Origin of the sequence: Acinetobacter sp. Res13-Abat-PEC15-P4-01 (assembly GCF_015676285.1) — a bacterium.
Classification (GTDB): Bacteria; Pseudomonadota; Gammaproteobacteria; order Pseudomonadales; family Moraxellaceae; genus Acinetobacter; species Acinetobacter nematophilus.
Genome location: NZ_JADAIN010000037.1, coordinates 215922 through 237819 on the forward strand (window position 1 = coordinate 215922; position 21898 = coordinate 237819).

Below are 21898 nucleotides of genomic sequence, written 5' to 3' on the forward strand. Positions count from 1 at the left end.
ATGCATCTATTGGTTATGCTGAACAAGATTTTTTATCTACATTTATCTATAAAGGGTATCAAAATAGCCTATTTCGAGGTGCTGTATTACCAACAATATCATTGATTTCAACAATAACTCTTATAATTCGATTAATCTATAAAAGGAAAAAGAATATTTAATTTAATAAAAATAATAGGGGGTTAGGAAAACGACGCAGAGACAAAGCTGATATATTTGAAAAGGGGCTTAAGTGTAATTGTTATGAATAGAAAAATTTATTTATTCATTTTAATCATACTGTTTGGTAACACATTGGCGTTTGCTAATACTAGCTATCAAGTTAAATGTGTTCCAAACAGTACAAATCACAATGATATTTTGGGTTGCTATATTGATGAATATAAAGTTGTAGATAATAAGCTCAATATTACTTATAAACAAAAAATGGCTAACTTAAAAAAAGTAGTAAGGAAGAACTTCAACGATTACAACGCATTTGGATTAAAGAGAGAGAAAGTCAATGTGTAGTAGATGAAGCCAACTATGGTCGTGAAAGTCACTTTGATGCTATGCAATGTGAAATTGATATGACTAAAGAACGTATTAACTTTGTCAAAAAATACAAGTAAAGGCATTCATAATCAGTTGTTAAAACCCGATTGAAATCAATCGGGTTTTAAATCATTGAATATTGAATTTAGCCGTTAAAATGCTCTAATAAGGTTTTTTGTGCATTGTGTATGGTTTCACCTTCTTTAGGTTGAGCACGAAGCCATGTTCCATCTCCTTGCAACAACCAAGCTTGAGTATTATCTTTAAGATAATTCACCAAACCTTGCTGATAAATACGCTTTTTCAAGGCAGGATCTTCGATGGGAAAACACACTTCAACACGATTAAATAGGTTTCGATCCATCCAGTCCGCACTTGAGCAATAAATACGGGCATTGCCATTATTACCAAAATAGTAAACACGGGTATGTTCCAAGAAACGTCCCACAATTGAACGCACACGAATATTTTCAGAGAGATTTGCTAAACCTGGGCGTAAACAGCAAATTGAACGAATAATCAAATCTACCTGTACACCTGCTTGCGAAGCCTCATACAACTTATTGATTAACTGAACCTCTGTTAAAGCATTCACCTTCACAATGATTTGAGCAGGTTTACCCGCTTTGGCATTGGCAATTTCATCATCAATATAAGCGATTAACTGTGCATGTAAGGTAAACGGTGCATGTAGAAGTTTTTTCAACTTCGCCATTTTACCCATGCCCGTCAACTCTTGAAAAATACGATGCACATCTTCACAGAGTTCTTTGTCTGTGGTTAATAAACCGTAATCGGTATAGATTCGTGCATTGGTTGCATGATAGTTGCCTGTTCCTAAATGAACATAGCGAACAAGTTTATTATTCTCACGGCGAACCACCAAAATCATTTTGGCATGTGTCTTATAACCCACAATACCATACACCACCACAGCCCCTGCTTCTTGCAATACATTGGCAACAGCAATATTTGATTCTTCATCAAAACGCGCTCGCAGTTCAATCACTGCTGTGACTTCCTTACCATTACGTGCCGCTTCAGCCAATACCTGTACAATTTCTGAGTCTGCTCCACTACGATACAATGTTTGTTTGATCGCAAGAACTTGAGGATCTCGTGCTGCTTCTCGCAACAAGTTAATTACAGGCGCAAAAGACTCAAAGGGATGATGCAGGAGAATATCTTGCTTCTGCATGGCTGAAAAAATGTTTTCAGACTTTTTTAATACTTTCGGGATCGCAGGCACATGTGAATCATAGCGCATGTGTGGACGTTTAAAGTTCGATACTAAACGTGCTAAATTGACAGGTCCATCGACTTTATAAAGCTGTTCTTCTTCTAAATCAAATTCATCCAGCAAATATTCATAAATATGTTTCGGACAATTTTCTGTAACTTCTAAGCGTACCGCACGACCAAAACGACGTGAACTCAACTCGCCTTTCAATGCCTTCGCCAAGTCTTCAACATCTTCATTCAGTGCTAAATCTGCATTACGTGTCACACGGAACTGATAGCAACCTGTTGCAGTCATCCCTGGGAATAAGTCAGAGACATGTTCATGAATAATCGCAGACAACATTACAAAATGTTCTTTACCGCCCGTCAATTCATCAGGTAAGCGTACCACACGCGGTAAAGAACGCGGTGCTGGAACAACGGCTAAGTCAATTTGACGACCAAAGGCATCTTTCCCTTCTAAAGTCACAATAAAGTTGAGGCTTTTATTTACCAAGCGTGGGAATGGATGTGCTGGATCAAGACTAATCGGAGTCAAGACCGGTGCAACCTGCTCTTGAAAATACTTTTTAATCCACACCGATTGGGCGGGCGTCAATTCTCCACGGCGCAAGAAACAAATATCTTCTTCACGGAGTTTCGGAAAAATCTCTTCATTCAAGATACGGTATTGACGTTCAATTGCTTCATGGGCTGTTTTAGAGATTTGATCCAAAACTTGTTTTGGTGTGAGTCCATCGGGTGAACGACTTTCATTGCCCAACGTTAACTGTTCCATCATTCCTGCTACACGAATCTCAAAAAATTCGTCCATATTGCGAGAAAAGATCAGTAAAAAGTTCATACGTTCTAGCAGCGGATGCAAAGGATCAACAGCTTGCTCTAAAACACGTAAATGGAAATCTAAAATCGAAAGTTCACGATTGATATATCGTTCATTATAAGAATATTCTGTCGGTGTTGTTGGAGTCACTGCGGTATTCATGCAATAAACCTGCATCAAGAAAATGTCATTATTCTAGTATGCTTCAAATTTATGACAATTTCATAAAAAAAGCATCACGATATAAAAAAAGCACACTTTTTTGTGCTTTTCCAAACATGATGATTTCACTTTTTTTAGATATTGCTGATTAATCTGGGATACGGGTATAACGCATATATTTTAATACCAGTTTTTTACGATAGAGTAATTTAGGATCATTGCGATTTTCTTGATAGTACTTGGGATTCGTCAGAATCACCGCTAAAAAGGCAGCTTGCTCTCGGTTCAGACTTTTTGCACTTTTAGCAAAATAATAACGAGAGGCAGCTTCCACACCATAGATATGATCACCGAACTCGACTGAATTCATATACACTTCAAGAATACGCTGCTTGCTCCACATGCGTTCCATAATTGTCGTTGCAATCGCCTCCTGACCTTTGCGAATCACTGAACGGCGATTATAGAAAAATAAATTTTTAGCCAGTTGTTGCGAAATGGTTGAACCGCCTGCAACCACTTTGTCTTTCTTTAGATTGCGTTGCAAAGCACCCTCAATTCCATCCCAATCAAAACCATGATGATCTAAAAATTTAGCATCTTCAGCCGCAACAATCGCGTGCTTAATGTTGTCGCTAATATCATCATAATTGCGCCATTGATGTTCGATCGGTTTAAAGTCTGAGAAATATGTCCATCGCATAAACATCGTGGTTTCTACATCATGGGTACGCCAATACACCAAACTGGAGAAAATCCACAGCTGAATCAGAATCAATACACTGATTACGATTAACAAAGCACGAACAATAAAAGCTTTCATCTCAGCTGTTTACTCCGAAAATGCTGACATTTCATGTTAAGCTAAATCTATCAATAAAAAGCTAAGAAATAGCATGTCGAATTATCAAGACTCATCCATATATAACTCACCCAATACGATTGGCAAAATCACCTTAATGTTAATTGCAATCAATGTTGGTTTATTTGCCATTCAAGTTTTGTCAGGCGTGAATATAACTGACCCCACCACATTGGATGCTTTGCGCTGGGGTGCTGATTATGCACCTTTAACCTTTCTAGAGGAACCATATCGTTTATTCAGCAGTATGTTTTTTCATTTTGGCATCTTGCATCTGATGATGAATATGTGGGCACTGTATATTTTTGGTGATGTGGCTGAAAAAACCTTTGGGAAATTTTATTTTTTAGGGCTGTATGTATTGGCTGGATTAATGGGCAGTCTGCTCAGTGGTTACTTGGATATTCGCAACAGTTATGAATTTTTACAGCACTTTGATCAAAAACTGATTCCGCATGTATCCGCAGGAGCATCGGGAGCAGTGATGGGCTTAGGGGGGGCTTTAACCCTACTTTCTTTGTTCCCGCCCACCCCAAACCAAAGATTCGTTCTGGATAAAAGATCGCTATTAACTGTTCTTGCCATCAACTTAGCATTTGGTTTTCTTGCTTCTGGAATCAACAATGCTGCGCATATTGGCGGGATGTTAATGGGAGCTGTCATGGCTTTGGCCTGGTATGTTTCGCAGCGTATGAAAGCAGCAACGGCTGTAAATCTCATCATTGTGATTTTAGGTATGGCTTTCATTTATGCATTCTATCTGTATTGCCAGCATCTAGTGGGTCCGATTACTCCACTTTGGCAAGAGGCGGTTTCACAAATGCGAGCGCAATTTCAGTTTTAGTCCACAGCATGTATCTCAAAATTAGTGACTCACATTTGAATGTTTATTTTAGAGTATTCGTACATTCATCGTAATTAAGCAGAGTTTTAATTGAAACAGGCTCAGCAAAGTGAGCCTGTTTTTTACCTTCACTTCACAATATCCAGAAACTGGAATCGTCAAAGTAGACAGAGGATTTTGGTTCAATCACTTCATTTTAATTCAGCTCCCTTAAACTCTGTAAGGGTGGAATCTCTGACAAATAGCTTAAACGGTATCTTCCAATGACTGCGCATAAGACTGCCATCAAAATAGGGAGAATAAGCCAAATTTCCCAATGAAACTGTAAAGTCATCTCCATACGATAACTGGCAATCGCACTGATCACCTCAGCAAAGAAGCATGAAACAATCCCTGCCAAAAGCCCAATAAAACCTATCTCCATACTCATCATACGTTTTAATTGGCGTTTTGAGCTTCCAAATGAACGTAACAATGCAACTTCTCTTTTACGCTCATCCATCAACAAGTTAATGCAAGCAATCAAAACAAGAAAACCTGATAAACTGACCAAAACAGCCAATACTGTAATAATTTTTACCAAGACAGCAACCAGTTGTTTAATTTCATCAAAAATCAAAGACACATCAATAAACACTGTATTTGAAAATTGTTGGATTAAGCTGACCATTTTGCCTTTGTCTGCTGCCGGGACATAAAAACTTCCTAAATAACTTCCTGCATTTTCATCCAATGTTTTGGGTGTAAAAATAAAGAAGAAATTTGGGCTAAAACTTTGCCATTGAACAGTACGTAAATTTACGACCTGAGCTTGCAGGTTTCCTTCAGGCAAACTAAAGGTTAAACGATCTCCAATCTTGATACCCAACTCTTCCGCCAATTTTGCTTCGACCGAAACTTGCCCAACTTCCGTCAATTCAGACTGCCCCGCAACAATGATATTATCCTGTGGGTAATGATCTGCCTGGGTTAAATTTAGCTCACGGCGTAATGAATTATTACTTTTTATCAACGATTCAGGAAAAGCCTGACCATTTTTAGCCAGTAAGCGCCCTTTGACATTGGGATATAGCGGTGTACTTTTCCAGTGCTGTTGTGCCAACTGCTGTTTAAATGCTTCAAGTTCAAATGGAGGCAAACCATAAATAAACTGATTTGGCGTGCCTTCAGGCAACTGTTGCTGCCAACGCTCCAATAAATCAGTGCGTAATACAGCCAATACGGTAATTAAACTCAAACCCAATGCCAATGCTGTGATTTGCAAAGCTGTTTGGGAAGGTGTCCGAATATAGGCAGACAAGCCACTTTTCATCGCTTTCAGCGCCTTTAATACTGCCCAGACCACAGCATACAATAACCCCGTTAATACAATGACCGCCCCCATCACCACTGCCGTCAGGGTTAGATTCTCCGTCAATACCAAGCTAAAAATAATCAGACTGATTAAACCTGTCGCCATCATCCATAATATTGAACCTGCTGTTTTTTCCTGTTGGCGAATAACACGTATCGGAGGTGTGTTGAGCAATTGCCATAAACTCGGCAAGATAAAACCAATCAGCACAATTGCACTGGTGAAAATTGCAATCGGCAATGGACCTGAAAATATCTGCCAAATTGAAAACTGTAATTCGAGATTAGGAATCATTTGTAACATAAGCTGTAGCAATGAATAACCTAAAACCAGCCCCAATAGACTGCCAATCACGATCGCAATCAAAATTACCACTGACAATAGACTTAAATAAGCTTGGAAAATCTGTCGTTTACTTGCCCCCATACAACGCATTAAGGCGATATGATCTTGATTCTGCTGTACATAGCGTTGACTGGTGAGTGCAATTGCTAATCCACATAGAAGAATCGTCAGAATATTTGCCAGTTGTAAAAAAGTATCCAGATTTTCAATCGGTTTTAATAACCGTGAATTGCCTTCATCTGCATTACGCAGCCTTAAATTACTCTGCGCATCCAACGCTTGATCTGTATTTTGTAGGTCTTGAGGAGATTGTTCTGACTGAGCAGGAAGTCGCTGAACTTCTGATGTTGCCTGTCTAGTATCTAAGGCAGTCGAGTATTCCTGCTGACTGGATATAAGTTGCTGACTACTCTTTTGTTTTTCTTGTGCTATGAATGTTTTAAAAAATGCTTGATAGGCTTCAATCGACTGTTTCTCACCCGCCATCAACAACCGGTATTCAATCCGACTGCCGATCTGAATCGCTCCTGTTTTTGCGATATCGGCTTGAGCAATAATCACTGTCGGTGAAAATGCAGAAAAACCCAACTCTTGGTTCGAATCGTGTTCAATGATGCCCGTAACTTTAAATTGACCATTGGCAATTTGAACTTGATCACCGAGATTGAGCTTCAACAATTCTTGAGCCCGTTTACTGAGCCAAATTCCACCTCGCTGTAACGGCTGTTGCGGGCGAATCCTTAACTCTCCCCGTAAAGGAAATGCTTGATCAACGGCTTTGACATTGACCATCACAAATTGATCATGAGTCGATGCCATAGAACTGAACATCGTAACATGTGACTGTTTTAACTTGAGTTGCTCAGCTTCTTTCAACCACTGAGGGTCGATTGGATTGGTATCACTCAGCACTAAATCAGCAGCTTGCATTTTTGCTGCCTGTAAAGTAACGGCCTGCTTAACCTGATCATTACTGAATTTTAATGCAGTGGTCGCGCTAATAGCCAAACTCAATGCAACAATCAGTAAATAAATGCCTGAGCTGGCAAAACTTTGCCGAAATAGCGGCTTAAAAAGGTTCAACATTTACACCACCTCAACACGCTGTGAGGATTGTAAATGTTCTATCAAATGACCATCTTTTAACTCATAATGACGCTGACATTGTGCTGCCAGTTGTGGGTTATGCGTCACCAAAACCAAGGTCGTTCCCAATGCTTGATTTAAGCTAAACAATAACTGCTCAATCTCGGATGCAGTATGTTCATCTAAGTTGCCTGTAGGTTCATCAGCAAAAACAATCTGAGGTTCTGAAATCAGCGCCCGTGCAATCGCAACACGCTGTTGTTCTCCCCCTGACAATACTTTAGGCGTTTGTTGGCTTTGACGTGCCAAACCCACTTTCCCCAATAAATCGAGAGCTTTTTGCTCTGCATGTAGATAATTAAAATCGGCTTGTAAACGAAGAGGCAACATGACATTTTCTAAAGCAGACAAATGTGGCAACAACTGAAAAGACTGGAAAACAAAACCGATATGTTTTAGGCGCACCAAAGCCCGTTGCTCTTCATTTAAATGTTCAATGCGCTCGCCACATACACTGAGCTGCCCTGTAGTTGCCTGATCTAATGTCGCCAGAATACCCAATAAAGTTGACTTACCCGAACCCGAGCGTCCTGTAATTGCAACCTGTTCACCTGCATAAATATCGAGACTGAGATTTTCAAAAATTGTAAGCGTTTGATGCGGTAATTCTATCTTTTGTGTAAGTTGCTGTGCAGAAATTATCACTTGTGGCATGATGGAAGAAGTTGAAGCATCCTGAACCTTAGACATTGTAAAGTACCTTATATATGCAAATCAAAACGTTGTTAAATTTGAAAATGATGAAAAGCGCTTTTCATTGTTTATTTTTTAGCATGATCTGTCTGTTGCCCGTTAGTAGTTTTGCAAAAACGATCATGATTTTAGGTGACAGCATAAGTGCGGGCTACGGTTTAAATCCACAACAAGGCTGGGTGACTTTGCTCCAGCAACGCTTAAATCAGCAATTTCCCAAACAGCATCAAGTGGTTAATGCCAGTGTCAGTGGAGAAACCACCAGTGGTGCTTTGGCACGTTTACCCAAATTATTACAAAGTCATAAACCTGATGTGGTCGTGATTGAGTTGGGCGGCAATGATGGTTTACGTGGTCAACCACCCCAAATGATTCAAAAAAATCTTGCTCAATTAATCCAACAAAGTCAAAAAAGCCAAGCCAAGGTCGTATTGTTGGGTATGAAGATTCCACCCAATTATGGCGCAGCTTATAGCCAGGCTTTTGAAAAAAACTACCAGACCTTAAGCCAGCAGTACAACGTAAAACTGTATCCCTTCTTTATGAATGGTATTGCAGGCAATAAAAATCTCATGCAAAAGGACTTAATCCATCCCAATGCTGCCGCCCAAAAAATCCTATTAGATAATGCTTATCCTTTGATTCGAGGCGCACTTTAAGATTAAGACGTTCCAATTGAATTCAGGCACGGAAGCCTTTGATGATAAAATATAAAATAATTATAATATACAAACAATTAAATATAACATATGGTCAACTATTAAAAATAAACCCTTAATCGCTCCTTGCCTTTCAGGTTAAATCAGGTATAACAGAATCTATCCTTTCTTTAATATGCGTTTTAAATGATGAGCAATTCTAATAATCTCAATCATCAAATGACTTCATTTCAATTTAGCCCTCAAACTGCACTTTATACCCATACCTTTACATTGATGGCATTTTTGGCAGCTTCAAGCGCACCTACCCCCTTATATCGTCTTTATCAACAACAGTTTCACTTTTCACCCGTTTTATTAACCTTAATTTTTGCAACTTATGCTTTTGCTTTATTGGCAACATTATTGGTAATGGGTTCATTGTCAGATTATGTTGGGCGTAAACCTGTTATTTTTACCGCACTCTTTTTACAGATTATTTCTATGGGGTTTTTTCTTTTTTCCTCAAATATTGAAATGCTGTTTATTGCCCGAGCCTTGCAGGGTGTCGCCACAGCTTTGGCTGCTTCAACCTTTGGCGCAGCTTTACTAGATTTAAGCAAAACTCATGGTTCATTAATCAACAGTATTTCTCCTATGTTGGGTATGGCAATCGGCATGCTCATGACTTGTATCGTGTTAGCAATGTCGACGCATGCATTGACTTTAATTTTTGAAATATTCATTTTTATTTTCTTCTGTACCTTATGTATCGCTTATTTTAGCCCGGAGACGGCTGAAAAACGGCGTGGAGCATTTGCATCACTTAAACCACGTCTTACAGTTCCGCCACAAGCACGTAAAGCACTTTGGATTGTTAGCCCAATCAATATTTCTTTATGGATGGTCAGCGGCTTTTTCTTGTCTTTAATGCCCTCGCTATTGGCCCACGCTTTTAAAGTCCAATCAGCATGGCTCAATGGTATGATGTTTATTACCTTGACCATTTCAGGTGCAATCGGAATTTTAACCCTTCGCAGTGCGAAAACACTTCACATCTTAACGACTGGCGCACTGAGTATTCTCTTAGGCGCAGCCATTATTTTATCGGGTATTCACTTCTCTCTTACATTCTTATTATTTATGGGTTCGGTGGTGACCGGGGTTGGATTTGGGACAGGATTTATGGGTGCAATCCGCACGGTGATGCCATTGGCTTTACCTGAACAACGTGCTGGGTTGATGGCAACATTTTATGTTGAGAGCTATTTAGCGTTTAGTATACCAGCCATTATCGCGGGATATTTTGTCAGCCATGCTGGTCTTACTTTTACTGCTGATATTTATATTCTCATGATTATTTTATTAGCGTCTCTGGCTCTTTTGTTTGCATTCAAACATCGAAAAAATGTAATTTAAAACAGTATTCGATTTGCTCAAACAGGCATCATTCTCCCATCATGTTTAACAGTAATATTTGAAATCAGTGACTTAACCTGAGTCATCCAGAAATATTTCTAAAACACTTGTGCAGCTGGATTCCTTGCTTTCTTTTCATATGCTTAGCAAACTTGTTCATAGCAGCATTAAACAGCTGTTGAGCATCTTCCTCACCAATTTCATCTTTACACGCTGTGCAGGGTTGGAAATGAGTTTAACTGTTTACGCTAACCCCATTGAATCTGTGCTTTTATTGATCTGGCATACCCATAAACAATCTGTTTACACTAATTTTCTTTTCCTTTTTTAGGCATGAATGCGCTAAATTAGGTTAAACATGAAATTTTTCCCATAAACATCCTGTTGGATTTTCCGCATCAACTTAGAAATAAAAAACCGACTTGACATATCACTAAATCATGGCTTTTCGTTTCATCATTTTCTGATTTTTTCACACTGCTTACCTCAACACAAAAGCCATATGTTGCTGATTAGCCGCTAATTATTCTTTACCAACCGCAATTCAATATCTTCAAAATTGATAATATTATTTTTAGAATCAACTAATTTTAACTTAACCAATTCATGATCATTTTTGCTAAAAACTTTAACTACATCTTTATTTTCATGGATAAAATTCCCACCTGATTCAAGCATAGCAAGTAAGACGATATTTAGACTTTTTCCTTTTGGAGTTAGTAAATACTCTTTACGCTCTCTATCTCCTTCCATTTTATAAATCGATAACGAAAATATATCTTCCTGAATGAGATGTTTTAAGCGATTGGATAATACTTGTTTTGATATGCCAGTATTTTCAATAAACGTACTGAATTTAGTGACACCATAAAAAGCCTCCCGTAAAATGAGAATTGTCCATTTATCACTCAATACCTCAGAGATCTTGAAGATACCACATACTTCAAATGGGAATTGAAAATCCGAAAAACTTTGGTTTGACATTTTTGAAAACTCTTATTAACCTAGGTCTACATAAAAGACTCAGATAGGATGTAGAACGTTATGCCTTTCATCAATATTCAGACAATTGAAGGCTTACTAGACGAAAATAGCAAAGCTGAACTATTTAAAAGAATAACAGAATTATTCATCGAGATTGAAGGTAAAGGCAATCCTTCTTTCCAAGAACATATCTGGATTCGGATTGATGAATATCCTCCTGAACAATGGCAACTTGGGCGAATGAGACCGACAAAAGAAATGATTGACTTTATTTCCAAAAATGCCTGATGCAAATAAAATTTTAAAAACAGCTAAAAAAACCTTTAATTCTAATGGTTTTTTTTACGTTGAATGGAATGAAGCTCATTCATTTTTTTCATTATCTGTTTAATTCCCTCTATCAATACTCTGCTTCATGATACGTTCTGACTGTAAATATACATTAAATAAAAAAAGGCGCATCAATCGCCTTTTAATTAAATATAATTCAATAATTTACAAAAATAAATTGCATTAATGTTGCACTTCATATTTTTATCTATTGAAATTTATATTTGATGATTTTTTAATTGCCTCTTCTAAATATTGAGATTCTACATACTCAATGGTTTCCAATCCTTTAATACCCAATGAATCATCTATCTCTCTACCTTCTGAGTCGTATCGTTTAGACTCACCTTCAATATCCATTGATACGTAATGAAGGTTGCCTTTCCCATCATAACAAGACTGTTTAAATTCATAAGGGTTATTGGGATCGCGAAGCTCAGTCACAATCTTATTAATAAGAATGAACTCATCGCCAACCAACTTATAATCTTCTAGTGTCAAACATTGATTTTCTGGGTCTTTTATATGGTTCCTATATGCTACCTTTCTATATTCAGCACCAACAAATATTACTGTTGAATAAACATTGCGCTGAAAAGATTCTTCATCTAATCGCTCAAGAATAGGTACACCATTTTTATCTTGATACGTTATACGGAACGGACCAAATGAATTAGAAAAACATACTTTTTTAACCGAAAACTTTTTAGAATATTCACTAATAGTCACATTAATCATTTAAATAACCTTAAGAATGTAGTCCAGGTTGAGAAGGTGGCTCTTTATTTACCCAATAATTTGCTTTAGGTGTTGCAGGACATCCAGCATTAGACGCTGTTTTAATAGTAGCTCTAAGAACACCTTGCGCATATTTATATTGACTCACATGCCCATCCCAAGAGCCTTTATTGTTCCCATTCAATATAAATGGGTTAGATACTTCTTTGTGATTGATATAAAGATTAAATCTGTCTTTATATAATTCCTCATACCGCCATTCAACCATGGCAGCTTTACTATTCATTTTTAAATTATGATTTTTACATTTCTCATCACTATTTCTCTCAAACGCATCCTCTATTTCTTTTGCTTTTGTAGCATCATTCTCCGCTTCACTAACCATTGTCTGAGCTGCTGCTAATGTAACAGCTTGAGCATCAGTGTTTCCTATTTCAGCGTTGTTGATGATTTCTTGGGAGACTACGTCGAATGGGAGGTTTTTTTCTTCTATTTTTTTAATTTTTATAATATCAAAACCAAAATCCACAGCATAAACAGGAGAATATGTATAGATCCAACAAGTTCCATAGGTTCCATTTGAAGAAATAGTTATATTTCTAAGTGATGAATCTGGGTATGCTTCAGATTTAACTTTATTTAAGCGCCATGAACAATATTCTTCCGCTGTATCAAATAATGAATCACCAAGCCCTTTGTATTGTTTTATACCTTCAATTTCGGTTTTGAATTTAACACTATTGTTCGCTGGATCCATCACCCAATCAATGCCATCTAATAGCTCATCGACTGCAAAAGTAAGAGCTGCTCCACCAAGACCTGCTCGAAGTATTTTTGAAACTTGCGAAACGTTTGGAGTGATCAATGCTTTAGATTCGGTGGCAACTCCACCTACCATTCTGGACGCATTAACGACAGTTGATGCACCTTCAGATGCATAGCCATTAACAACCCACTGTCCAAATGATGGAGCACTTAATGCGCTTGACGACGCTGCCATACGATAATTAACAGATGCTGTTGAACTTTGTAAAGTCGATTGAGATGTATCATTTTGGTCTGTGTCACCACAACCAGTTAACCCCATTAGAACTGCTAAAAATAATAATTTTTTCATTTATTTCCCATTATTTTCAGATAGTTTATTTGACTTATTGTTGTAAAACTATCTAAAGGTTAAAAAATTTAGTAATAGTGATTGTTGAAGATTTGGAATATAGCTCCTAAATCCTGGTTCTTTCACGAACTACACCCTTTTTACTTATTGATATATTGTCTCGGTATTCTTCTAAAGCATTTCTAAAAAGGATATGATCATAATCACCTTTCTTTTCATTTTTTAGTTTCAATTCTAATTCTTGCGCCCATGCTTTTGCATCTCTCATGGTTGTAAAGGTTTGAGACTGTGATGGGTGAGGCTTGATTCTAACAGTAGCGGTTATGCCCTTTTTTCTTTTTTTGATATGTTGCCATTCTAATTTAAATCCTGTTGCAATGTTGCACTTAATTTCTAAAATCATTGTATTTCAAATCAAATGGGTTCACAAATTCAATTTTAAGCCATTGTTATTAATTACTTTAAAAAAAAGGCGCATCAAGCGCCTTTTGATGGTACTTACAGTTAAGCAGGAATATCACGAACAGAAGCATTGCGAATCGCTTCTTTTAAAGCCTCATAACCGTGAATTGGTGGGAATTGAGGGAACTCACGAATCACATTTTCAGGTGCATCGAATAAAAAGCCATGATCAGCTTCACCCAACATTGTCGTATCATTGTAAGAGTCACCTGCTGCAATCACACGAAAGTTTAAACCATGCAATGCTTTTACAGCTTGACGTTTTTGATCTGGCTGGCGCAACTTATATGCTGTAATCATGCCATTTTCATCAGTTTCCAACTTATGGCAGAAAATTGTTGGCCAACCTAATTGCTGCATCAACGGATGGGCAAACTCATAGAATGTATCTGAAAGGATAATCAATTGGAAATGTGTGCGAATCCACTCAACAAACTCTTTTGCACCAGGAAATGGTCCCATATCTGCAATCACAGCTTGAATGTCGTTTAAACCCAAACCATGTTGTTTCAATATGTTTAAACGCTGAGTCATCAACACATCGTAGTCAGGAATATCACGCGTTGTTGCTTCTAATTCTTTGATCCCTGTTTTCTTTGCAAAATTGATCCAGATTTCTGGAACCAATACACCCTCAAGATCAAGACATACGATTTCCATGGGTTCTCCCAAATGTCGGTTAAAAATTTTGCGCTTATCATAGCACTAAAGTTTTAAGAAAATGCTGAAAGTTTTCTAAACTCAATTCATTTTGAATCATCATGGATAATCTTATCAGTACAACTCATCCATTATGCAGGAACTGCATCTACATTAACTCCCCCTACCGGAAGTGTTACTGTTAAACTTATTAAAAGCGACAACAAAGATACCGTATCGTAGAGACAGATAAAAAATTAATTTAGGCAAATCACATCATGAAAAAAATAGCCCTGTTTCTATTGAGTTGTGCATGTTTTAACGTACATGCAGATTACAACTTACTGGACTATACAAATTGTAGTGCTTTAGATCTCAAACATGCACAAATCGGTCTTTCATTAAAAGATATTTCTGAGGATTATATCTATCGTACGCAGAAATACTCATTTCTAAGCGTACCTATAGCAAAAGGCAATGAAAACTACTGTCTGATCATCAATGATAAAAATAAGGTCATTGTTGACGCTATTCCCAAAATGATTTCAAATCTGTGCGGTGGAATGTGGGATAAGAAAGAACATACACCGGTTTGGATCGACGATACTGCCGGGAGTAGGGGGTTAGTCACATATTTTCATTACAACAGTTCAGATGCTCTAAAAAATATCAATAAAAACAATAAATCAGAAATAAAACAACAGATTGCAATACTCCAATGCCAACTTTCCTTCTATACCATTGATGATGTAATTGAACTCAATGACACAGCATTCTATCTATATCAATTGGGCTATCATCAAGCATCCCTAAAAATACTCAAAAAAGTCATAAAACTTGATCCAAACAGAACAGTCGCATATCTAAACACAGCCGATGTTTATGTAGCATTAAATAATCAGCGTCTAGCAAAACAGAATTATTTGATTTATGCCAATAACATGAAAAAAGCCGGATTAACTCAGCAGATTCCCAAGAGAATATTGAAATACTTATAAATGAGGACTGCGAGATAGCTTCACAGTGAGCTTAAAACAAAACCTTCGTGTAAAATGAGCCAGTAAATCATTGGGACATGACGGCATGTGCTTCTAGTAGAATTATGCTCCCTTTATCCATGTTCTATGGGGTATCTTCTTTACTCTATACTCAAACTGAATACAGCTATTAAATCTTTTTTATTCATAAGCATTTTAATTAATCTGCTAAGCACAATATTTCATTTACTTTAAAATATACGCACATCTCAAAGATAACATTCACACAAAATTGAATTGCTTTAATTTTTGCTAAAATGCCTAAATTGAAATATCTTTTAGAATGTTGATGAACAACATAGCTTCAAGCTAACTGCCAGGAGCAGACATGACCGCCATTCCCACTATAGATCTTGTTGATGCTCTAGCAACAGAGTATGCAGACAAATCCCCTTCTGAAATTTTAGAGCTTGCACTTTCACAAGAAGGTGAAATCGCTATTTCATTTTCTGGCGCAGAAGATGTTGTTCTGATTGATATGGCACATAATTTAGGGAAACCATTTCGTGTATTCAGTTTAGATACCGGACGTTTACATCCTGAAACCTATCAATTTATTGACACTGTTCGTAAGCACTACGGCATAAAAATTGAGATTTGCTTTCCTGAATCAGATGCGGTTCAGCAATTGGTTAATGAAAAGGGTTTATTCAGTTTCTATCAAGATGATCATAAAGAATGTTGCGGTATCCGAAAGGTACAACCCTTACGTAAAAAACTGGCCACTTTAGATGGTTGGATTACAGGTCAACGTAAAGATCAAAGTCCGGGAACACGTACAGCGATTCCTGTCATTCAAGCTGATGCAGGTTTTTCAGGTGAAGGAAAACAGTTAATCAAATACAATCCTTTGGCCAATTGGTCCAGTGCAGATGTTTGGAACTATATCCGCATGATGGAAATTCCTTACAACCCCTTACATGAAAAAGGTTTTATTTCAATCGGTTGTGAACCCTGTACGCGACCAGTACTTCCCAATCAACATGAACGCGAGGGTCGTTGGTGGTGGGAAGAAGCAACGCATAAAGAATGCGGTTTACATGCAGGCAATCTTCAAAAATAATGGTAAAAAAAAAGTCATTAAATTTAATGACTTTTTGTAAACCTTACATTCATCGAAATGCTTGGATTTTATGTCTAAAAAAGTTTTATACTATTTACTCGGTTCTATAATTCTAACAATCTAACACTCACAAATGAGTTGTTGTAGAAATTGCAGTGAGGCAATCCAAGACCATGCGCCCATTACACCCTATTGATTTCATTTTTTTAAATTTAGAAAAACGACAGCAACCGATGCATGTTGGTGGATTGTTCTTATTTCAAATACCTGAACATGCACCCTCAACGTTTATACAAGACCTTGTCGCTGATATTCGCAATTCAAAGTCTATTCCTGTTCCTCCATTTAACAATCGTCTTAATGGTTTATTTTGGGATGAAGATGAAGAATTCGATATTGATCATCATTTCCGTCATATCGCCCTGCCTCATCCGGGACGTATTCGTGAATTATTGGTTTATATTTCACAAGAACATAGCGCGCTGATTGACCGTGCAAAACCGCTTTGGACTTGCCATATCATTGAAGGGATCGAGGGCAATCGTTTTGCCATGTATTTTAAAATCCATCATGCAATGATTGACGGTGTTGCAGGTATGCGTCTCTTAGAAAAATCATTCTCTAAAGATGCGCACTCAAAAACCATTGTTCCACCATGGTGTGTTGAAGGAAAACGTGCCAAACGTCTTAAAGAAACCAAACTTGGACGGGTCAAAAAAGTATTTTCCGCATTAAAAAACCAAGTTGAAGCTGCCCCGAAAGTTACTCAGGAGCTGTTTCAAACTGTTTTTAAAGAAATGGGCAAGAACCCTGACTATGTTTCAAGTTTTCAAGCACCGAGTAGTTTATTTAACCAACGGGTAAGTTCTTCTCGGCGTTTTGCAGCACAATCTTTTGAACTTGATCGCTTTAGAAACATCTCAAAAGCACTGGGTGTAACCATCAATGATGTTGTACTTGCAGTGTGTTCGGGCGCTATTCGGGATTATCTAATCACCCAAGACGCCTTGCCTAAAAAACCTTTGATTGCCATGGTGCCTGCCTCATTACGTGATGACGATTCGGATATGAGCAATCGCATCACCATGATTTTGGCAAATTTAGGTACCCATAAAGAAGATCCTTTAGAACGCTTAGATATCATCAAACGCAGTGTACAAAACGCCAAGAATCGCTTTAAACGCATGAGTTCAGATCAAATTCTGAATTATAGTGCTTTTGTTTTTGGTGCTGCAGGTATCAACATTGCATCAGGGCTTATGCCCAAGCGTCAGGCTTTTAATGTGATTATTTCCAACGTACCGGGTCCAAGAGAACCTTTGTACTGGAATGGTGCTAAGCTGGATGCACTCTACCCAGCATCCATCGTACTCGATGGTCAGGCATTGAATATTACCATGACCAGTTATCTGGATAAATTGGAAGTGGGTTTAACAGGTTGCCGTAAGTCATTGCCGAAGTTGCAAAATCTACTGACCCATTTAGAGAATGAGATTCAGAAATTTGAACAACTGATTACGCAAAAAAATGCCATGGAAAAATTTGTTGAACCACCCGTTGAAAAAAACGACGATACGCCAGTCTATACACAAGATATTATGGTTCAGTCAAATACAGTAGAGAAGCCTGCTTAGGCTTTTCAATCTTCACTGAACGGATGATTTCTTATTGATCATTAGATTTGAGTGATATAAAAATTTAATTCTATAAAAAATTAAGGGGCTTATTGATGCCCCTTAATCTTTAACATTACGACATTTATTGAGTAATTGGTGACAGACATTTACAACCATGTCTTTGGTAATTTTCACTTCTTGACCATTGTCATCCAACATTACACATGTATTCTTAGGTTGGTTTTCTAATACATGCTTTATACCGCGACTTATTAATTGTTCACTTACGCTCATTTTATGACCTCACTTGCTAAGACTGGTAGGGAGAGAGTCTTTGGCTACCTTTGCAATCTAGTATTGTGAAATCAGCTTAAAAAGTAAAATTTCAGATGTAACAACTGTTTAACGACATCCTGTTACAATTTTAACTTAAAATGATATCGTATTGCTCTTGCGTGTATAAATTTTCAACCTGAAATTTAATCACACGGTTAATAAAATGCTCCAAATCCGCGACAGCCGGGGCTTCTGCTGTTAACAGCCGATCAATCACAGAGGGATGACCGATAACAGTAAAGCCACTCTGAGATTCATAAGCGCGTGTATATCGAAGAATTTCTCGAAAAATTTCGTAACACACTGTCTCTGCTGTTTTTACAAATCCACGCCCCTGACAGGTTGGACATGATTCACATAACAAATGTTCCAACGATTCACGGGTACGTTTGCGTGTCATTTCCACCAAACCCAGTTCAGAGACTTGGGTAATTTTAGTCTTGGCATGATCACGCTCAAGCATTTTCTCAAACTGGTTCATGACTTCTTCGCGATGCACAGCTTCCTGCATATCAATGAAATCAATAATAATAATGCCACCCAAATTACGTAACCGTAACTGACGTGAAATCACCTGTGTGGCTTCCATGTTGGTTTTGAAGACAGTATCCTCAAGGGTACGACCGCCCACATAAGAACCTGTGTTGACATCAATCGTGGTCATTGCTTCCGTCTGGTCAATCATCAAATAACCACCAGACTTTAATGCAACCCGAGTTTGTAATGCTTTTTGAATGTCTTCTTCAACATTGTACAAATCAAACAATGGACGTTCACCAGGATAGTGTTGCAAGCGGCTCCCCATGCTTGGAACAAACTCTGCCACAAACTCTTGTAACTTCGCATGTATTTCACGTGAATCGACATAAATCGTTGCCGTGTCTTCATTTGCTAAATCACGAATCACGCGTTGAGGTAAAGGGAGTTCTTCGAAAATCAGTGAAGGAACCGCAATAATTTTCTGCTTTTTCTGAATAAATTCCCAAAGCTTAGCTAAATAAGCCATGTCCTGTGCAATGGATGCTTCATCAATTCCATCAGCTGCTGTACGAACAATGACTGAACCAGGAAGCTTATGCTCTTCTTGAATCCTTTCAATCATTGAACGCAAGCGATCGCGTTCTTCTTCAGACTCTATCCGTTGTGAAACGCCAATATGACTCCCATAGGGCATCAAAACCAGATAGCGTGAAGGAATAGAAAGATCAGTACTGAGTCGTGCACCTTTAGTACCCAGCATGTCTTTCATCACTTGTACTGTCAGAATCTGACCGGGTTGCAATAGTTCAAAAACATTCGGCGTAGGCTGATTACGTGGCCAAATCATATCATTGATATGTAAAAATGCGGTGCGTGACAAGCCAATATCCACAAAAGCAGCCTGCATCCCGGGCAGGACACGCACGACCTTTCCTTTGTAAATATTACCGACCAACCCTCGTTTAACAGTTCGCTCAACAAATAATTCATTGACCGTACCATTTTGAATTAACGCCACACGACACTCCATAGGTGTGACGTTAATCAGTAACTCGTCAGACATAATTCAACTCAAAACATTATAAAAATTCTTTTTTGCAGTTAATTTAGTGCCTCAACTGCATTGATCTAGACGATCAAGTAATTGTATCGTTTCATGTAATGGTAGCCCAACGACATTGCTATAACTACCATTAATCCGTGTCACATATTTCGCGGCAATGCCTTGGATTGCATATCCACCCGCTTTGCCCAAAGGTTCACCTGTAGCCCAATACGCTTCCATATCACTGAGCGTTAAAGCTTGAAACTCAACTTCTGTACGAACCACGGTACTCAATAATTGATTGGCATTTGCAACACAAACACCTGTCAGCACCTCATGTTTCTGCCCTGACAATAATGTCCAAATTTCAAAAGCATGCTGTTTGGATGCTGGTTTACCGATAATTTGATCGGCAAAAACCAAACTTGTATCCGCAGCAATAACCGTAGCTTGCGGATACAAGCTTAAAACGGCTTGTGCTTTATTTTGAGCCAAACGTGATACATAGCGATCAATCTGCTCATGTTTATATACAGATTCATCAACATCCGGGCTATGCGTGTCAAAGTTCAAGCCCAACTGTAACAGCAGTGCTTTACGCCTTGGCGAGCTTGAAGCAAGAATTAAATGCGCCATCTTTTCAATAAGTAGTAAAGAATTGGCCAGCAAAAAATACTGGAGACCAAAGTTTGCCAATGACGTGTTATTGAAAAATGTGTTCCTGCCATCACTTGTGCCATAAAGGTAAAGGTTAAATGTGCAAGAATTGCCAGCATACTGATCACCCAAAGGTTACTAAATGTCAGCACACGTCTCTCACGAATAAAATAACGCGTTAAAAAAGCAATCAGTACATAACTTAATGCATTCATGCCCAATGGTGCATCCAACAAAAGATCGGTGAACAGACCCAACGTAAATGCAAACCAGATCCCACACCAAGTTGGCTGACAAAGCACCCAAAATAGCATGATTAAAAACATATACAGTGGACGCCATCCCGCTATTGCATAGGACATCGGATAAACCACGAGAATCGAAGCAATCACGATCGAAACAATGATGATCCATAGCGGATCCTTACGCTGTTTTTCTGATGGCAGTTTTTTAGCGATCAACATTTGGCTGCTCCATCGCTAATGAATCCGAGAAAAGTACCACAACATGATGCCCACCTGCCAACTGTGCAGCTGGAACAACATCGATTTGTGCAAACTCTCCAGTATTATGCCGCATTACTTTAGACACAGTACCGACCAAATAACCTGCTGGAAAATGCTGACCTAAACCAGAACTATAAACCTTGTCACCCACTTTGATGTTAGCACTTGTTGGAACATATTCCATTTTCAAATGCCCTAAATCGCCTGTACCTGTCACAATGGCTCGCATACCTGAGCTTTCAAGACGGACTGATAAAGAATGTTCTTTATCAGAAAGCAGCATGACACGGCTACTGTGCGGATAAACGTTGATGATCTGCCCCATGATCCCTTTATCATCTAAAACAGTCTGACCGACTTTAAGATGATTTGCTGAACCACGGTTGATGATAATGATATGACGCAATGGATCGGCATCCGTTCCAATCACTTCGGCAATCTCCATACGTCCGTCAATAATTAACGGTGTATCGAGTAATCCTCGCAATCGGGTATTCTCGGCAGAAAGTTCTGAGAGTTTTTGCAGACGCACTTGAGCCTGAAGCAATTCAGCTTGCATCGCAGTATTTTCACGACGCAACTGAGCTTCAGATTTTGTTTGTTGATTCAGCCATTCTTTCGACAATACAGGATAACTTGCTAAGGCATAAATTGGATTATATGCCGCGTACAAGACCTCTCTTGCAGGTTGAATCACTTGAGGCATGCGCCAGTTAAAGAACAACACTACCAGGCAAGTGATGACCGCAATGATAAAAGAGCGAAAAGATGGCGGTTGTCTTGAAAAGAGATTCGGTTGCACCGCCTCATCCTTAAACTTAATCGA

General features: G+C 38.3%; 20 protein-coding genes and 1 pseudogene. 7 read left to right on the forward strand and 14 right to left on the reverse strand.

Annotated features, from left to right (window positions below; translation table 11 throughout):
- Positions 1-679 precede the first annotated feature (679 nt).
- Together ppk1 and mtgA are read right to left on the reverse strand one after the other, a co-directional pair.
- The gene (ppk1, locus tag IMO47_RS13815; RefSeq protein WP_196076322.1) at positions 680-2761 is read right to left on the reverse strand and encodes a polyphosphate kinase 1; all 2082 of its coding nucleotides are present in this window, start codon (positions 2759-2761) and stop codon (positions 680-682) included.
- 148 nt (positions 2762-2909) lie between these two features.
- Complete coding sequence (gene mtgA, locus IMO47_RS13820; RefSeq protein WP_196076323.1) at positions 2910-3584, reverse strand: monofunctional biosynthetic peptidoglycan transglycosylase; 675 nt, start codon at positions 3582-3584, stop codon at positions 2910-2912.
- 73 nt (positions 3585-3657) lie between these two features.
- On the opposite strand from mtgA, the gene IMO47_RS13825 reads away from it, so the two are divergent.
- The gene (locus IMO47_RS13825; protein ID WP_196076324.1) at positions 3658-4467 is read left to right on the forward strand and encodes a rhomboid family intramembrane serine protease; all 810 of its coding nucleotides are present in this window, start codon (positions 3658-3660) and stop codon (positions 4465-4467) included.
- Positions 4468-4663: 196 nt separating this feature from the next.
- Here the strand turns inward: IMO47_RS13825 and IMO47_RS13830 are convergent, their stop codons facing one another.
- Complete coding sequence (locus tag IMO47_RS13830) at positions 4664-7252, reverse strand: FtsX-like permease family protein (RefSeq protein ID WP_196076325.1); 2589 nt, start codon at positions 7250-7252, stop codon at positions 4664-4666.
- Entirely contained in the window at positions 7253-8002 is a 750-nt protein-coding gene (locus IMO47_RS13835; protein WP_196076326.1) for an ABC transporter ATP-binding protein, read from the reverse strand.
- A gap of 83 nt (positions 8003-8085) precedes the next feature.
- Between IMO47_RS13835 and IMO47_RS13840 the strand changes: the two genes are divergently transcribed.
- Both IMO47_RS13840 and IMO47_RS13845 read left to right on the forward strand, forming a co-directional pair.
- On the forward strand, positions 8086-8664 hold the full coding sequence (locus tag IMO47_RS13840; protein ID WP_227552327.1) for an arylesterase: 579 nt from the start codon (positions 8086-8088) through the stop codon (positions 8662-8664).
- Positions 8665-8853: 189 nt separating this feature from the next.
- Positions 8854-10062: an MFS transporter gene (locus tag IMO47_RS13845; protein WP_196076366.1), complete on the forward strand. Its 1209-nt coding sequence runs from the start codon at positions 8854-8856 to the stop codon at positions 10060-10062.
- Positions 10063-10581: 519 nt separating this feature from the next.
- Here the strand turns inward: IMO47_RS13845 and IMO47_RS13850 are convergent.
- Positions 10582-11046, reverse strand: a complete 465-nt coding sequence (locus IMO47_RS13850) for a helix-turn-helix domain-containing protein (protein WP_196076328.1) — start codon at positions 11044-11046, stop codon at positions 10582-10584.
- A gap of 60 nt (positions 11047-11106) precedes the next feature.
- On the opposite strand from IMO47_RS13850, the gene IMO47_RS13855 reads away from it, so the two are divergent.
- On the forward strand, positions 11107-11334 hold the full coding sequence (locus tag IMO47_RS13855; RefSeq protein WP_196076329.1) for a tautomerase family protein: 228 nt from the start codon (positions 11107-11109) through the stop codon (positions 11332-11334).
- A 246-nt stretch (positions 11335-11580) separates the two neighbouring features.
- Here IMO47_RS13855 and IMO47_RS13860 read toward each other — a convergent pair whose 3' ends face one another.
- The 4 genes and pseudogenes from IMO47_RS13860 to thrH all read right to left on the reverse strand — a co-directional run bounded on the left by IMO47_RS13860 (position 11581) and on the right by thrH (position 14353).
- On the reverse strand, positions 11581-12114 hold the full coding sequence (locus tag IMO47_RS13860) for a hypothetical protein (protein WP_196076330.1): 534 nt from the start codon (positions 12112-12114) through the stop codon (positions 11581-11583).
- Between the two features lie 10 nt (positions 12115-12124).
- A complete protein-coding gene (locus IMO47_RS13865; RefSeq protein WP_196076331.1) occupies positions 12125-13231 on the reverse strand; it encodes a hypothetical protein in 1107 nt (368 codons plus the stop codon).
- Positions 13232-13340: 109 nt separating this feature from the next.
- Positions 13341-13634, reverse strand: a pseudogene (locus IMO47_RS13870) (hypothetical protein); the annotation flags it as partial.
- Between the two features lie 101 nt (positions 13635-13735).
- Positions 13736-14353 (reverse strand): bifunctional phosphoserine phosphatase/homoserine phosphotransferase ThrH, encoded by a 618-nt coding sequence (gene thrH / locus IMO47_RS13875; RefSeq protein WP_196076333.1) that lies wholly within the window; start codon positions 14351-14353, stop codon positions 13736-13738.
- A 257-nt stretch (positions 14354-14610) separates the two neighbouring features.
- On the opposite strand from thrH, the gene IMO47_RS13880 reads away from it, so the two are divergent.
- From IMO47_RS13880 to IMO47_RS13890, 3 genes are all read left to right on the forward strand, one after another.
- Positions 14611-15330 (forward strand): tetratricopeptide repeat protein, encoded by a 720-nt coding sequence (locus IMO47_RS13880; RefSeq protein WP_196076334.1) that lies wholly within the window; start codon positions 14611-14613, stop codon positions 15328-15330.
- 367 nt (positions 15331-15697) lie between these two features.
- Entirely contained in the window at positions 15698-16432 is a 735-nt protein-coding gene (locus IMO47_RS13885; protein WP_196076335.1) for a phosphoadenylyl-sulfate reductase, read from the forward strand.
- Positions 16433-16605: 173 nt separating this feature from the next.
- Positions 16606-18066 (forward strand): wax ester/triacylglycerol synthase family O-acyltransferase, encoded by a 1461-nt coding sequence (locus tag IMO47_RS13890; protein WP_196076336.1) that lies wholly within the window; start codon positions 16606-16608, stop codon positions 18064-18066.
- A gap of 102 nt (positions 18067-18168) precedes the next feature.
- On the opposite strand, the gene IMO47_RS13895 is transcribed toward IMO47_RS13890, so the two are convergent.
- The 5 genes from IMO47_RS13895 to mreC form a co-directional block, all read right to left on the reverse strand.
- Positions 18169-18342 (reverse strand): PA1571 family protein, encoded by a 174-nt coding sequence (locus IMO47_RS13895; RefSeq protein ID WP_004829508.1) that lies wholly within the window; start codon positions 18340-18342, stop codon positions 18169-18171.
- A gap of 130 nt (positions 18343-18472) precedes the next feature.
- Entirely contained in the window at positions 18473-19927 is a 1455-nt protein-coding gene (rng, locus tag IMO47_RS13900) for a ribonuclease G (protein ID WP_196076337.1), read from the reverse strand.
- A gap of 51 nt (positions 19928-19978) precedes the next feature.
- Positions 19979-20545, reverse strand: coding sequence for a Maf family nucleotide pyrophosphatase (locus tag IMO47_RS13905; RefSeq protein ID WP_196076338.1), 567 nt, complete (start codon positions 20543-20545; stop codon positions 19979-19981).
- A complete protein-coding gene (gene mreD, locus IMO47_RS13910; protein WP_196076339.1) occupies positions 20533-21030 on the reverse strand; it encodes a rod shape-determining protein MreD in 498 nt (165 codons plus the stop codon). Before mreD ends, IMO47_RS13905 begins: the two co-directional genes overlap by 13 nt.
- Entirely contained in the window at positions 21017-21874 is an 858-nt protein-coding gene (gene mreC / locus IMO47_RS13915) for a rod shape-determining protein MreC (protein ID WP_151803868.1), read from the reverse strand. The genes mreD and mreC overlap by 14 nt, the downstream gene beginning before the upstream one ends.
- Between the last annotated feature and the right edge of the window lie 24 nt (positions 21875-21898).

Excerpts from the sequence above, each read along its gene's own strand:
- ppk1 (WP_196076322.1), bottom strand. The coding sequence starts at position 2,761 with ATGAATACCGCAGTGACTCCAACAACACCGACAGAATATTCTTATAAT.
- mtgA (WP_196076323.1), bottom strand. The coding sequence starts at position 3,584 with ATGAAAGCTTTTATTGTTCGTGCTTTGTTAATCGTAATCAGTGTATTG.
- IMO47_RS13825 (WP_196076324.1), top strand. The coding sequence starts at position 3,658 with ATGTCGAATTATCAAGACTCATCCATATATAACTCACCCAATACGATT.
- IMO47_RS13830 (WP_196076325.1), bottom strand. The coding sequence starts at position 7,252 with ATGTTGAACCTTTTTAAGCCGCTATTTCGGCAAAGTTTTGCCAGCTCA.
- IMO47_RS13835 (WP_196076326.1), bottom strand. The coding sequence starts at position 8,002 with ATGTCTAAGGTTCAGGATGCTTCAACTTCTTCCATCATGCCACAAGTG.
- IMO47_RS13840 (WP_227552327.1), top strand. The coding sequence starts at position 8,086 with ATGATCTGTCTGTTGCCCGTTAGTAGTTTTGCAAAAACGATCATGATT.
- IMO47_RS13845 (WP_196076366.1), top strand. The coding sequence starts at position 8,854 with ATGAGCAATTCTAATAATCTCAATCATCAAATGACTTCATTTCAATTT.
- IMO47_RS13850 (WP_196076328.1), bottom strand. The coding sequence starts at position 11,046 with ATGTCAAACCAAAGTTTTTCGGATTTTCAATTCCCATTTGAAGTATGT.
- IMO47_RS13855 (WP_196076329.1), top strand. The coding sequence starts at position 11,107 with ATGCCTTTCATCAATATTCAGACAATTGAAGGCTTACTAGACGAAAAT.
- IMO47_RS13860 (WP_196076330.1), bottom strand. The coding sequence starts at position 12,114 with ATGATTAATGTGACTATTAGTGAATATTCTAAAAAGTTTTCGGTTAAA.
- IMO47_RS13865 (WP_196076331.1), bottom strand. The coding sequence starts at position 13,231 with ATGAAAAAATTATTATTTTTAGCAGTTCTAATGGGGTTAACTGGTTGT.
- thrH (WP_196076333.1), bottom strand. The coding sequence starts at position 14,353 with ATGGAAATCGTATGTCTTGATCTTGAGGGTGTATTGGTTCCAGAAATC.
- IMO47_RS13880 (WP_196076334.1), top strand. The coding sequence starts at position 14,611 with ATGAAAAAAATAGCCCTGTTTCTATTGAGTTGTGCATGTTTTAACGTA.
- IMO47_RS13885 (WP_196076335.1), top strand. The coding sequence starts at position 15,698 with ATGACCGCCATTCCCACTATAGATCTTGTTGATGCTCTAGCAACAGAG.
- IMO47_RS13890 (WP_196076336.1), top strand. The coding sequence starts at position 16,606 with ATGCGCCCATTACACCCTATTGATTTCATTTTTTTAAATTTAGAAAAA.
- IMO47_RS13895 (WP_004829508.1), bottom strand. The coding sequence starts at position 18,342 with ATGAGCGTAAGTGAACAATTAATAAGTCGCGGTATAAAGCATGTATTA.
- rng (WP_196076337.1), bottom strand. The coding sequence starts at position 19,927 with ATGTCTGACGAGTTACTGATTAACGTCACACCTATGGAGTGTCGTGTG.
- IMO47_RS13905 (WP_196076338.1), bottom strand. The coding sequence starts at position 20,545 with ATGGCGCATTTAATTCTTGCTTCAAGCTCGCCAAGGCGTAAAGCACTG.
- mreD (WP_196076339.1), bottom strand. The coding sequence starts at position 21,030 with ATGTTGATCGCTAAAAAACTGCCATCAGAAAAACAGCGTAAGGATCCG.